At 48.2% G+C, this 14,225-nt stretch carries 10 protein-coding genes; all 10 read right to left on the bottom strand.

All coding sequences use genetic code 11. From position 1 onward, the window contains the following. Position 1 precedes the first annotated feature (1 nt). The gene (locus ABR335_RS01445; protein ID WP_013860699.1) at positions 2-1,669 is read right to left on the bottom strand and encodes a glycoside hydrolase family 13 protein; all 1,668 of its coding nucleotides are present in this window, start codon (positions 1,667-1,669) and stop codon (positions 2-4) included. Beyond that, on the bottom strand, positions 1,666-3,948 hold the full coding sequence (locus tag ABR335_RS01450) for a glycoside hydrolase family 65 protein (protein ID WP_350346423.1): 2,283 nt from the start codon (positions 3,946-3,948) through the stop codon (positions 1,666-1,668). Before ABR335_RS01450 ends, ABR335_RS01445 begins: the two co-directional genes overlap by 4 nt. A 29-nt stretch (positions 3,949-3,977) precedes the next feature. Then, positions 3,978-4,820, bottom strand: coding sequence for a DUF1189 family protein (locus ABR335_RS01455; RefSeq protein ID WP_019720992.1), 843 nt, complete (start codon positions 4,818-4,820; stop codon positions 3,978-3,980). A gap of 97 nt (positions 4,821-4,917) precedes the next feature. Next, positions 4,918-5,769 carry a sugar ABC transporter permease gene (locus tag ABR335_RS01460; RefSeq protein WP_013860696.1) on the bottom strand — a complete coding sequence of 284 codons (852 nt, stop codon included), beginning with the start codon at positions 5,767-5,769 and terminating at the stop codon, positions 4,918-4,920. Position 5,770: 1 nt separating this feature from the next. Further along, positions 5,771-7,078, bottom strand: coding sequence for an ABC transporter permease subunit (locus ABR335_RS01465; RefSeq protein ID WP_350346424.1), 1,308 nt, complete (start codon positions 7,076-7,078; stop codon positions 5,771-5,773). A 302-nt stretch (positions 7,079-7,380) separates the two neighbouring features. After that, positions 7,381-8,652 carry an extracellular solute-binding protein gene (locus ABR335_RS01470; protein ID WP_350346425.1) on the bottom strand — a complete coding sequence of 424 codons (1,272 nt, stop codon included), beginning with the start codon at positions 8,650-8,652 and terminating at the stop codon, positions 7,381-7,383. Positions 8,653-8,791: 139 nt separating this feature from the next. Then, positions 8,792-10,597, bottom strand: a complete 1,806-nt coding sequence (locus tag ABR335_RS01475; RefSeq protein WP_017551140.1) for an alpha-glycosidase — start codon at positions 10,595-10,597, stop codon at positions 8,792-8,794. 19 nt (positions 10,598-10,616) lie between these two features. Continuing rightward, positions 10,617-12,311, bottom strand: coding sequence for a glycoside hydrolase family 13 protein (locus ABR335_RS01480; protein WP_017551139.1), 1,695 nt, complete (start codon positions 12,309-12,311; stop codon positions 10,617-10,619). A 160-nt stretch (positions 12,312-12,471) separates the two neighbouring features. Further along, on the bottom strand, positions 12,472-13,428 hold the full coding sequence (locus ABR335_RS01485) for a LacI family DNA-binding transcriptional regulator (protein WP_014096799.1): 957 nt from the start codon (positions 13,426-13,428) through the stop codon (positions 12,472-12,474). Positions 13,429-13,434: 6 nt separating this feature from the next. After that, positions 13,435-14,118 (bottom strand): beta-phosphoglucomutase, encoded by a 684-nt coding sequence (gene pgmB / locus ABR335_RS01490; RefSeq protein WP_014096800.1) that lies wholly within the window; start codon positions 14,116-14,118, stop codon positions 13,435-13,437. Positions 14,119-14,225: the final 107 nt, after the last annotated feature.

The following is a 14,225-nucleotide window of genomic DNA, read 5'->3' on the forward strand; positions in this document are numbered from 1 at the left end:
ACTATTTTTCCAGATAGTAAATGGCCGCTTCATACGGGCGGAACAGCGTGCTTGTGCCAGTATCTTCATAGTTTCCAAGCAGCAGTTTCCAGTTGTCATCCGGTTGATCAAAGCTTACTGTGTTTTCGCTTAAGTTGGCGGCAACGAGCAGTTTTTCCGATTCATTTTCCCTCGTGTACACGTACAAATGCGGATGGTCCGGCATCAGCAGCTCATACCGGCCGTCTGTAAACACATCGTATGAATGCCGCAGCTTAATCAAAGATTGATAGTAATAAAAAATCGAATCAGGCTCTTGAAGCGCTTTTGCCACGTTGATCTCCGAATAGCGGGAATTGACTTTAAGCCACGGTGTTCCGGTTGTAAAGCCGGCATTCAAACTGCCGTCCCACTGCATCGGCGTCCGTGCATTGTCGCGTCCTTTTTTTCGGACAGCTGTTAAAAATTCATCTTTCGACATGATTTGGTTTTCCATCACAAGCTCTTGATAAGCATTCCGGATTTCAATGTCATCATATTCTTCGAGTTCGAGATCGGCGTTCACCATCCCGATTTCTTCCCCTTGATAAATAAAAGGGGTCCCTTTCAGCCCGTGCAAAATGGTGGCAAACGCTTTGGCACATTCTGCCCGGTACGTTGTATCATTGCCCCAGCGCGATACCACCCTCGCCTGGTCATGGTTTTCAAAATAGAGCGCATTCCAGCCGGTATCCGCGAGCTCATATTGCCAGCGGGAAAGGATTTGTTTCAATTCGACCAGGTCAAAAGGCTTCAAAGCCCATTTGCCGGCAGGGCTGCCCGGTTTCGTATCGACATCCATATGTTCAAAATTAAAAATCATATTGAGTTCATGGCGGTCCGGCCCTGTATATTTCCTGGCGATTTCGACATCGGATCCGATGGCTTCCCCGACAGTCATGCAGTCGTATTTTGACAGCACTTCGCGGTTCATTTCCTGGATGAACGCATGGAGGCGCGGCCCGTTTGCATGATACTTGCCAATGCCGTATTTTTGCCCTTCCGGAAGTTCATAATCAGGAAAATCAAGAAACTTGGAAATCGAGCCGATCACATCCATGCGCCAGCCGTCCACCCCTTTATCCATCCAGAACTTCATCATATCGTAAATCTCTTTCCGCACTTTTTCGTTTTCCCAGTTTAAGTCAGGCTGTTTCTTTGAAAAATAGTGCAAATAGTATTGCCCGGTTGTTTCGTCGTACTCCCAGGCGGAACCGGAAAACATCGAACCCCAGTTGTTCGGAGGGGTGCCGTCCGGTTTCGGGTCTTTCCAAAAATAAAAGTCGCGGTACGGATTATCCTTCGATTTCCGGCTTTCGACAAACCAGGCATGTTCATCGGAGGTATGGTTCACGACAAGATCCATTACGATTTTAATCCCGCGTGCATGGGCTTCGTCAAGCAGGCGGTCCATATCTTCATTTGTCCCGAACATCTTGTCGATCTTGCGGTAGTCACGGATATCGTAGCCATTGTCATCCTGCGGCGAGTCGTACACCGGGCTGATCCAGATGCAGTCGATCCCGAGTGTTTTCAAATAGTCGAGCTTATCCATAATTCCCCGCAAATCGCCGATCCCGTCACCATTTGTATCATAAAAACTGCGCGGGTAAATCTGGTAAACAACGGCTTTTTTCCACCATTCTGTCATGACAGCTCATACTCCTTCGTGTACGTATTTGTTAGATGGATGAATTCCCCATATAACTTCAATTGAAGCGGTTTGCCTTCCAGAAGGGAGACGGCGACTTCTCTTTTGTTCACTTTCACTTCAAGGAGGCGGTGCCGGTAATTGACTTTGAATGCGTATTCATCCCAGTCTTTCGGCAAAAACGGCGCAAACGACAAGGTTTCATGGAAGGTGCGCATGCCGGCAAACCCGTGGACAATGGAGAGCCAGCTTCCGGCCATGGACGTGATGTGCAACCCGTCTTCCGTATCATGGTTATAGTTGTCAAGATCAAGCCGGGACGTGCGTTTATACAGTTCGACCGCTTTGTCTTCTTTCCGGAGCTCAGCCGCCAGAATCGCATGGACGCAAGGGGAGAGGCTCGATTCATGGACGGTGAGCGGTTCGTAAAATTCAAAATGGCGCCGCTTTTCCTCTATTGTAAACTCATCATTGAAGAAATAAAACCCTTGCAGGACGTCTGCCTGCTTAATATAACAGGAGCGGAGGATCCGGTCCCATGACCAGTGCTGGTTGAGCGGCAGGTCTTCTTTCGGGAGGCAGGCGGCCGGTTTGATCGGTTTATCCAGGAAGCCGTCCTGCTGCAGAAAAATGCCCAGCTCTTCATCATACGGGAAATACATCCGGCCGATAATATCCTGCCAATGCGCGCGTTCTTCATCCGTAACATTCAGCGCGACTGCTTTTTCCGCACCGGCAAAGTCAAGGGACGCAAGGGTGTATTTAAGCGTCCAGACGGCAATTCGGTTTGTGTACCAGTTGTTGTTGACGTTGTTTTCATACTCGTTCGGACCGGTTACGCCATGGATCATGTATTTTTGCTTTCGCTCGGAAAAATGGACGCGGTCGGCGAAAAAGCGGCTGATGCCGACGAGGACATCAATCCCGTACTGGCTGATATAGGCTTTGTCGCCGGTGTAATTGACATAATTGTAAATGGCATAAGCAATGGCGCCGTTCCGGTGAATTTCTTCGAATGTGATTTCCCATTCGTTATGGCATTCGATTCCGGTAAAAGTGACCATCGGGTATAAAGCGCCTTTCAGCCCGAGTTTTTTTGCATTTTCATACGCCTCGGGGAGCTGATGGTAGCGGTAGAGCAGTAAATTTCTTGTGACTTCCGGCGTGGCAACAGCCAGATACATGGGTACGGCATAGGCTTCTGTATCCCAGTACGTCGCGCCGCCGTATTTTTCGCCGGTGAAACCTTTCGGGCCGATGTTTAAGCGCGGATCATCGCCGTAATAGGTCGAAAAAAGCTGAAATAGGTTAAAGCGGATCCCTTGCTGGGCTTCCGGATCGCCGGAAATGCGGACGTCTGCTTTCTCCCACCGTTTATGCCAGGCTGTTGCGTGCTCCTCATACAGCTTTTCGTACCCGTTTTCCAAAGCCTGTTCAAGCAATTCGTAGGCGCGGGGAAGGAGCGCATCCTTTTCATAGTCCCGGCTTGTCGTGACAGAAACCATTTTATCCAGAAGGAGCGACTCGTTTTCGCCGAGCGTTTTTTCATATACATGGCCGGCATAAAGCGTATCCGACTCACAGGAAGCAAGCGTTGCCTCCGTCAGATTGCCCATGGCGGCGGCTACGGTAAAACGGGGAACGTCAAACGGGTTTTCAATTGTTTCCGTGACAACCGCGGCCTTGTCTTCCGTTGCCTCAGACCGGATTTCCGTCCAGAACATTTCATCATAATTGGCGTCTTCGTTTTTGACATTGCCGTCCAGGAAAGGTTTTAACGTGAGTACGGCCGGATTGCCAAGATTGGTGGCACGGATTCGGATCGCGGCAATTTCTTTATGGACAATGCTGAAAAAGCGTTCAAATTCAATTTTGACTTTCTTGCCGGACTTTTCGACAAGATAGGAATGGCGCAAGACGGCATTTTTCATATCAAGTTCCAGCTGAAATTGTTCGAGCGGGTCCAGAAACAGGTCAATTTCCTCTTGATCAATCCAGACGCGCAACCCGGCAAGATTGACCGCGTTAATGACTTTTCCGAAATAATCGGGATAGCCGACTTTCCACCAGCCCACCCTTGTTTTATCCGGGTACCAGACCCCTGCAATATATGTGCCCTGGTGATGATCCCCGGAATAAGACTCCTCGAAATTTCCGCGCATTCCCATATAGCCGTTTCCTAAAGAAGTGATGCTTTCCTGAAGCCGGATATGTTCACGGTGGAGCTTCGTTGTTTTTAAAGTCCATTCATCTACATCGAAAAGCCGGTTGTAATACATTAGAAATCCTCCTCGTCAGCATCTTGTACTTACATGTCGTCCGTCAGAAATTTTGTTTTTAAAAAAATCATCGCAATGAAAAGCACCATGCCCAGTGATTGGATCATCATCATTGTTGCAGCACCTGCGCCGGCAAAGCCTGCCAACATGGCAATAATGGACGGAACCCCTGCTGCAGACAGCGTAATGGTTGCAGCCTGTTTCAATGACCGGATGCCGGAAAAACTTGAAAAACGTGTCAGGCAAAGTATCAGGGACACTGCCCCCATCAATAGCATATTGCTGAAAAGAAACAGGATTCCGATCAGGCATGAAACAAGCGGAATCAGGATGACTTTATGTTGCCGGAACCAGAGAGCGCCGGCAAAAGAAGCAAGATCACGGCCGTTTTGGATGATGATCTTCTCGTTTCCGGCCGGGTAGCGGACGGAAAAGCCAAAGCCGTTTTCATCAGTCAGAATGAGCCGGTCTTTCCGGAAAAGGAGCGCATTTTTGTAATGCGCAACTTTTGTATGGTAACGGCTTTCCGAAACGGCCGTGGTTTTGCGCGGATCAAAGGAGATAATCGTATCTCCGTGCTCCTTTGTCCACGCGTTGCCGGATTGGAGCACGCCGTTTTGAAAGGAAAGGACGGCGTGCTGCCCGGTATACCCGGTTTGTATCGCTGCATTTAAATGCGGCGCCACTTGCTCTAAGCTGATATTTCCTGCCCGCGCAAAAGAGAGTGAAAGCGGGGCAATCAGGCAGGCGTTTAAAAAGAGAAAAATGAGAATCAGTTTCCAAACGCTAAGCGCACCCCGGTACCGGAAAATTTTTACAGGTGAAACGATCATCGCAAAATAACCAGCAGGGAATCTTTGAATCTGTTCCATAAGCAATCCCACATTTCAATAAAGTATGCTATGTTTTTTTACAAGTTTTTTCCGCCCGGGCCGGCAGCTGTTAAAGCTGTCCATCCCGTTACGCCCTTTATCCTTTTGTGCCGCCCGACGTCAGCCCGGATACAAAGTTTTTTTGCAGGAAGAAAAACAAAATACAGATTGGCAACGCGGCTAAAATGGCGCCGGCAGCAAAGAGCGTCACCTTTTGCTCGGTCGGGTTGGAAATAAATTGCTGGAGGCCGACTGCCACGGTTAAATGTTTCGGTGTCCGGAGCAAAAATTTGGCCAGCAAATAATCCCCGAACGGCCCCATAAATGCCCAGAGTGCCTGGACGGCAAGCATCGGTTTAACAAGTGGGAGCACAATTTGCCAAAATACGCGCAAATGGCCGGCCCCGTCAATTCTTGCAGATTCGTCCAAATCGCGCGGCACCGTATCGAAATACCCTTTCATCAGCCACGTATTCATCGGAATGCCGCCGCCAACATAAAGCAAGGTTAAAAACCAGTACGTGTCCAGCGCGTCCAGGATATTCGCCAGTACATAAAATGCGGTCAGGGCCGCCATTGTCGGAACCATTTGGATGATCAGGAAAAAGACAAGACTGTACTTTCTTCCTTTAAAACGGTAGCGGCTGTAAGTGTAGCCAGCAAGGGTCACGATGACGACCTGCAAAACCATCGTTGCAACCGCGATGATAAGCGTGTTTTTATACCATTCCGGATACAGCGTCTGGGTAAACAGCTGGCGAAAATTGTCCAATGTCCAATGGGAATGAAAATCCAGCTGGAAGGAAACGATATTGGATTCCCTGAAAGCAGACGCCGCCGTAATCAGCAGCGGATACAGAATGATTACACTTAAAAGAATTAAAAACGCATAGGTGAAAAACCGGTTCCAGAAACGGGTGAATTTTTGATTTTTCATTAACGCCTTCATCCTACATCATCTCCTCATTGCCGAAAGCGTTCGTCTTTTTAAAGGCGATCATCGAGACGGCAATAACAATAAATGAAATCATAAGGGTAATCGCCGCTGCCATCGCGTACTGCGGCGATGTCCCGGTCGTCAGTTTATAAATCCAGGAAATTAAAATATCGCTCGTCCCGGCTCCCGCTCCGACACTGCCCGGCCCGCCGTTATTAAAGAGATAAATAATCGAGAAGTTATTGAAATTAAATGTGTACTGGGTGATCAGAACAGGCGCGGTGGCAAATAAAATCATCGGCAGGGTAATCCTGCGGAACTTTTGCCAGAAATTCGCGCCGTCAATGATGGCGGCTTCGTATAAATCGCCCGGGATCGACTGCAGGACGCCGGTGACCATCACATAAATATACGGGAAACCGAGCCATGTCTGGATCATGATCAAGGCCACTTTTGTCCAGAACGGATCCGTTTTCCACGAGATGGCCGGAATGTCGGTAAACGGAAGATGGTTGAGCAGCGGAATGACCTGGGCATTGATGGCGCCGATACTGTCATTGAAAATATTGGAAAAACTCATAATGGTAATAAAGGCTGGCACCGCCCACGGTAGCAAAAAAATGATCCGAAACAGCTTTTTCCCTTTGATAAAAGGCTGGTTTACCACACAGGCTGTTAAAATGCCGAGCACAATCTGGCCGGTGGTCGCGCATAATGTCCAGATGATTGTCCAGCTGAACACACTTGTAAACGTGGCCCGATACGAGCTAAGTGAAAAAATATTTAAGAAATTTTTGATCCCGACCCAGTCAATTAGGCGGAAAGGCGGAATATGATAAAAATCATAGTTTGTAAAAGCAGTGAACAGCGTCACAAGCACCGGAAAAATGATCACGAATGTCATGGCCACATAAGCCGGAATCGTCAGCAAATAAGGGAAGCCTGCATCCCATGCATTTTTTAAAATGGCCTTGGCAGATGTGTTGGCTGTCCCCTTTAAGTTCCAGATGGCGGCAACACGCCGGGCATCATAAATATTCAGCAAATAAAAAGCAAGAAAAATGGCGATCAAGATGATTTGCAGGGAACCCTTGATCAGCAGAAACAGCGAATGGTCAACCCGCGGGACAGAACCCAGCGTGATAAAATCGTTTATTGCCGGGATGCCTGCTATGACCATTTGGATGACAAAAAGGATAAAAATGGCCAGAAAAAGGACGCCTTTAAAAGGCTGCTTGTTATAAAACTGGCCGAGCCCCGGGATCAGGGAGAAGAAGCCGGCTTTTCGGACATCCTTCAGTTTATTCAGTTCGGTTTCCATTTTGATTGCCTCGTTTCTATATTGGTCTTTCCAAAAAATCCCGCTGGCAGATTTTCATGCTGCAGCTATAGAAAATGAGCGAAATATGGCTACTTTGTGCCTTTTGCAAATAGATGACTTGGTCTCAAGTCCATGTGATACAGTGCTGCATTTTTGCGGCACGGACACCTTTTTGAAAATATTTCATTTTTTGTTGGCAGCAGATTTTTGTGGTCCGGGTGCCAATCTTGAAAATACGCGCAGTTGACTTATGTTACTAAACCAGGTGGAGCGTATCCCCACCTGGAAATGAATAAAGCGGTCTATTTATTGGAATACTTTTGGGCAATATTGTCTTTGATCGTCTTCACCGCTGCATCGGCTGCCTGCTTTGGTGTTTTCTTGCCGCTCGCTGCGTCAAACATCGTCGATTCCATACCGGTCCAGACTTCTGCCATTTCCGGAACGTTTGGCATCGGCTGGGCATATTTGTACTGTTCAACAACCGCTTTTGTCAGTTCGTCATTTGTCGCAGCCGCTTTTTCGCGTGCAGCCGGATTGGCAGGGATTTCTTTATATTTTTCATAGAATTTGTAGCTGTTTGCAGAGTTGGTGACGTATTGAATCCATTTTTCCGCAAGTTTTGGTTCTTTCGCATAGTTGGAAGCGACCCATCCCTTTCCGCCGCTGAATGCTTCGTACTTGTTGCCGTTCGGAAGCGTCGGGATCGGGGCTGCGCCGTAATTTACTTTTGCTTTCGCGTAGGTGTCCGCCGACCAAGGACCGTCAATGACGGCAGCTGCTTTGCCCTTTGAGAATTCTTCTGTTACAAAGTCGCCGGAGCTTTTTGTATCTTTCATTCCTTTCGGCCAGATATCCTTGAACCAGTGTGTGGCGTACGTAATGGCTTTTACGGAACCGGCATTGTTTAATCCGATATCTTTTGTATTTGTGCCGTTATCGCCGAACACATAGCCGCCGTAACCTGCGAGCAAGCCGTAAGAATAGTAGAAGTCCGTCCATTTAACAAGGAACCCTGTATTCTTTCCGGATTCGGATGAAAAATTATATTTGCTGTCTTTCGCCAGTTTTTCAAGGTCGGCAAATGTTTTTGGCGGGCTTTTCAACAAATCTTTGTTGTAATAAAGGACGAGCGTTTCAATAACGAACGGGACGCCGTAAACTTTGTTGTCGATCATGACTTGGCGCTGGTCTTTTGCATCATAGGCGCTGACATCTTTTTTGGACAGTTTAAGCAGATGCCCCTGCTGGCCGAGGCCACCGATCCGGTCATAAGAAGCGAGCATCACATCCGGGGCTTTTCCTGCCGGGCCGTCCAAAGGCAGTGCTTCCAGCTGGTCAAACATCGGCTTTTTGACCACTTTTACAGTACAATTGTTTTTCTTTTCAAAATCGCCCTTAATACTGTTGACATAATCGGCATAAGATTCTTCCACGGAAACCGTAAGCGTCTTTTTGCCGCCGCTGTCTTGAGAAGATCCGCTGTTTGTTTTTTTCGATCCCCCGCACGCGGCGAGCGCCATGATGACGCCCAAGACAAGCGTAAGCACGAACAGCTTCTTGAATACTTTCATTTTATGAACCTCCCTTTTTTGGTACAACCTTGTACAACCTTATTATAGAAGAGAGTAGAAAACGATTACAATGTAAAATTTTCTGTTAACGGTAACAGAATGAAAAGCCCCTGCCAAGATTCAGGCAGGGGAGGGAGGGTCAGTTTGTGATTTCCAGAATCGCAAAGTCCATTGGCGGGAGGACAAGGGTTTTGCTTGAAACCGGTTTGTTTTCCCAAGCGTCTTTTACGGTGTCCGGTTTTACATCCAGCTCGCTCCACGGGATGGTCTGTTCTTGGTCCGACCGGTTAAAGGCAAACAGCAAGGTGCATTTTTCCCCTTTGCGCAGGAAGCTGACCACTTGTTTTTCGTTATCGGTTTTCAGCCAGACGAGATCGCCGTATGTCAAGGTTTGTTGATGGTCTTTCCGGAAGCGGATCAGCTTTTTCATAAATGCGAGCATGTCGCGATCCTGCTTGTCTTCATCCCAGACCATGCATTTCCGGCAAAGCGGGTCACCTGCGCCGTCTATTCCGACCTCGGTGCCGTAATAAATGCACGGCGAACCGGTATGCGCGAACGTAAAGGCAAGGGCAAGCTTCACCTTTTGCTTGTCACCGCCCGCTTTTGTCAAAATCCGCGGGGTGTCATGGCTGTCAAGCATATTAAACAAAACCTCGTTGTTGGACTGCATATAGTGCATAAACTGCTGGTTGAGGCTGTGCATCAGTTTTTCAGCGGAAATGTTTTCATCCACAAAGTATTCAATTATCGTCTGCGTAAATGGATAATTCATGACCGAATGAAACTCATCGCCTAAAAGCCAAGGCCATGCATCATGCCAAATTTCGCCGAGAATAAAAACATCCGGTTTCTCGCTTACAACGGTCTGGTGGAACTTTTTCCAAAAAGCATGGTCGACTTCGTTGGCGACATCAAGGCGCCAGCCGTCAATGTCAAATTCACGGATCCAGTATGTCGCAATATCGAGCAAATGCTGTTGGACTTCGGGATTGGCCGTATTCAACTTCGGCATGCTTGTCGTAAAAGCAAACGTGTCAAATGAGAGCGTATCATGCCCGTCAATGTTCCCGTTTTCGCCTTCGCGGACCGGGAAAGAGTGGATATGGAACCAGTCTTTGTAGCGCGATTTCTCCCCGTTTTTCAGCACATCCTGCCACTGTTTTGAATTTTTCCCAATATGGTTGAACACCGCATCGAGCATAATCCGGATCCCGCGCTTGTGGGCTTCTTTCACCAGTTTGCGGAATGTTTCTTTATCGCCGAAATGCGGGTCAATCGTAAAATAGTCGAATGTATCGTATTTATGATTGGAAGGGGCTTCGAAAATCGGCGTCAAGTAAATCCCGTTAATGCCTAGATCGGTGAGATAATCGAGATGGCCGATGATCCCCTCGAGGTCGCCGCCGAAAAAGTCGTCCACGCCCGGGTCTTTGCTTCCCCACGGCAGGGCATTTTCCGGAGAAATGGCGGGATTGCCGTTTGCAAACCGTTCAGGGAAAATCTGGTACCAAATGGTGGACTTCACCCAGTCAGGCGCCTTGAACATATCGATTTCGTGCATAAACGGAAATTTAAAATAATAGTCAGGCACCCGCAGTGTATCTTCATTTGCCGGGTAAAAGCCGCGCCCGCCATAAAAAATGTTGCTGCCATCCGTGCCGGTAAGGATAAAGGCGTACTGCAGGCGGCGGTGCGGCGGACGGACTTCGGCAAACCAGACATCGTGCGCCTCTGTTTCAGCCTTTTTTTCCATTTCGAGGCGTTCAGATTCCCAGTGATATTCCCCGTCTTGCTTTTTTTTAAATAAATACGGGTCTCCCCAAATGAGGACGGCTTTCTGAATATCCCCTTTTTTCGTGCGCAGCTTCAGGTGCATCGTTTTTTTGTCATATACATATGCATCAGCGCTGAACGGCTGATGAAAAATTCCTGCGTGTTCCATCTTTTCTCCTCCTCTTATGCTACTCCTGTAATAAAACAAAGCATTCAAAAGGCGATAGCACCAGTTTGCTTGGCACCGCTTTGCTATGATAGCCGTTGTTATTGAGCAGGCATGCCCATCTGTGGCGGGTAAGCTCCGGGCAGGTAAAGGTCTGCAGCTTTTTCGATGTATTGCAGACAATCATGGCACAGCTGCCTTCATGCTTCCGTATATACGCGTAGATGTCCGGGTCCTCATCAGCCAGCATTTCCCAGCTGCCGGCCGTAAAGACAGGCATTGATTTTTTCAGTTCGATCAGCTTCCGGTAATAATGCAGCACGGAGCCGGGATCTTTTTCCTGCGCCGCTACGTTCACGGTCCGCGTATCTTCATTGATGCCGAGCCACGGAGCATATGTAGAAAAGCCGCCGTATCGATCATTGTTCCACTGCATGGCGCCTCTTGACGTATCTTTAGAGCGCTGTTGCACCATTTTTAAAATTTCTTCCTCCGCATAGCCTTTCTTTTTCGCAATTGTGGCAAGCCCTTTGATACTTGGGTCCTCATAGTCTTGGAGCCGCGGGAGCTTCAAGTTCACCATGCCGATTTCTTCGCCCTGCAGCAAAATCGGCAGCCCCCACTGCAAATACATCAAAGTGGCAAGCATCTTTGCGCTTTTTTGCCGGTATTTGCCTTCGTCCCCGAAGCGCGACAACGCCCGCGGCATATCATGATTATTCCAGTAGAGCGAATTGAAGCCTTCCCCGTACAGGTCATTTTGCCACCGGGACATCGCTTTTTTAAAAGCAAGCAAATTCCATTTTCCCTGTTGCCAGTTTTGCGGAATGCCGGGTTTTTTTGCTTCCGTGTCAAACCCCAAGTAGTTAAAGGTAATGATGCAGTCGCATTCTTCGCGGTCCGGCCTTGAATAAAGCCGGGCAAGCTTCGTGTCGGCGGAAGCTGTTTCCCCGATTAAAAAAGCTTCCGGATGCTTCGCTTTAATCGTACGGTTAAATTCACGGATATAATCATGGACACGCGGCAGGTTGGCATAATACTGTTCTGCAAGCACAAAGGCTTCTTCCGATTTTGTTTTAACGGGAAGAAAACGGGTGTCCTTTGCCAGGTGAATGACCGCATCCAGCCGGAATCCGTCCACACCTTTATCCAGCCAGAATAGGGCGATTTTTGCCATTTCTTCGCGCACTTTTTTGTTCTCCCAGTTCAGATCGGGCATTTTGTCGCTGAACAGATGAAAATAATATTGCCCGGTTTGTTGATCCAATGTCCATGTGCTGCCGCCGAAAAAGCTCGCCCAGTTCGTCGGTTCACGCCCTTTGACAGGGTCATGCCAAATGTAGTAATCCCTGTACGGATTTTCTTTGCTTTTCCGCGCTTCTTGGAACCACGGGTGGCGGTCTGACGTATGGTTCAGCACAAGGTCCAGAATGATTTTAAGCCCGCGTTTTTTCGCTTCCTTGATCAGGTGTTCCACATCTTCCATCGTGCCGAAAACCGGGTCGATTTTTTCGTAGTTGCTGACATCATAGCCATTGTCCACATGCGGCGATGCGAAAATCGGATTGAGCCAGATGGCCGTTGCCCCGAGATCACGGATATAATCCAGCTTTTCAATGATGCCCGGGATATCGCCCACGCCGTCCCCGTTTGCATCTTTGAAACTGCGCGGATATACCTGATAGATGACAGCTTCTTTCCACCACGCATCTTGCAAAGCGGTTCACCTCCACGTTTCTTCTATACCCTTTCAACGTATCATCACCCCTTTATCCTGAACAAATTTTTCAGCGATGTTACCGTTAACAAAATGCTTTTTACGGGTTTGATTGGCCCAAGCCCATCCTGAAAAAAATAAGCAACCGGTGTAAGGCTGCTTATTCACAGACGGTGGAGGGGCGGATGACCACTTCCGGTTCAAAAAACTGGTGCCCTTGGGATTTCCCGTTTTCCTGAATTTTTTTCAACAGCATGCGTGCACATGCTTCTCCCATTTTTACAACGGGCTGGCGCACGGTTGTAATATGGGGAGCGGAAATCCGGTCAAGAAACACCCCGTCAAAACCGGTGACCGCAACCTCACTTGGTATGGATAGCCGTAGCGATTGGGCGGCTCTGATCACACCGAGGGCAATCCGGTCGCTTGCGCATACAAACGCGCATCTTTCTTTCCGGCTGGATAAAATTTTTTCCGCTTCTTGCTGGGCGGCGCTTGAACTGTTTTTGACCCTGCAAAGAAACGGCGGCAACCCGTTTGCTTCGGTTGCATCCAGATAACCTTTTTGTCTCGCAAACATAAAGGGCTCTTGCAGGTCAATGCCGAAAAAATAAATTTTTTTAAACCCGCGGCGAATGACATGCTCTGTTAACAGCCGTACGCCTTTTTCATTGTCCACATCAATAAAATCAAACCCTCTGTCATTTTGCCCGAATAAAATCACCGGTTTGGAAAATTCTTTTAAAATGGTATCGTAATCCTGGCTGCGGACACCCGTCGCAATCACACCGTCGCACTGGCCGATGTCCTTCGATTTCCGTGTGACCAGCTGAAGCGAGTAGTGGTTTTGGTCGAGCTCCTTGGCAATGCCGGCCAGCAAGTTCATATAATACGGCTCTGTTGTGTCCATTTCCTCCAATATCAGGAACTTGATGACCTGGGTACGGTGGGAGACGAGGGCACGTGCCGCATAATTGGGTACATAGTTCAACTGCTCCATCGCCTCATATACCAGTTTTTTTAAATCATCTCTAACCTGTTCGGGGTGGTTAAGGACCCGTGAAACCGTCATCTTTGAAACATTCGCCTGTTTTGCGACATCGGAAATGGTAACCATCACGCCTCATCCTTTATTTTTCAGAAGAAATGCGCTTTCGATTTTTTCAAAGTCAAGATCCTGCGTCCCTTCAACAAGGAAATCCGCCTGCTTCATGTTTTCCGGCGTGCCGACCCCGACTGCAAACATGCCGGCCGCTTTAATGGCCTGGATGCCGGCTTCCGCGTCTTCAATGCCGATGCAAAATGCCGGATCCGCGTCCAGCTTGCGGGCGCCGGTTAAAAAGATTTCCGGATCCGGCTTGCCGTGCTGAATGCGGGCAGCGTCCACGATTTCATCAAAAAAGGAAGCCACCCCCAGTCTGTCGATGACAAACATGGCGTTTTTGCTCGCGGAAGCCAGCGCTGTTTTGATTCCCCTTTCCTTTATATCTTCGAGCAGGTTGTGGATGCCCGGAAGCAAATCGGCAGGGGAAATTTGGCGGATCAGTTCTTTGTAATATTCATTTTTCCTGTCCGCGAGCTCGCTCAGCTTTTCTTTAGAAAAGGAAGGCTCCGGCCGGGCGTTCTCCAATATTTTCTTTAAAGAGTCCATGCGGCTGAGCCCTTTAAGCGCTTCATTAAAATGGCGGTCAAAAGGAACCTGCAGCTCATCAGCCAGCTTTTTCCATGCTAAGTAGTGGTATTCCGCAGTATCTGTGATGACCCCGTCTAAATCAAAGAGAACGGCTTGAATATGTGAAGCTGCCATTGACAATTCTCCTCCAACTTATAAAGTTTGATTGCTGTTATGATTAGTATACGGGAAATTTCTCTTGAAAACTATGGAACTATATAAGTTGCTTGTCGAAACCAGCA

The organism is Heyndrickxia faecalis, assembly GCF_040267745.1.
Classification (GTDB): Bacteria; Bacillota; Bacilli; order Bacillales; family Bacillaceae_C; genus Weizmannia; species Weizmannia faecalis.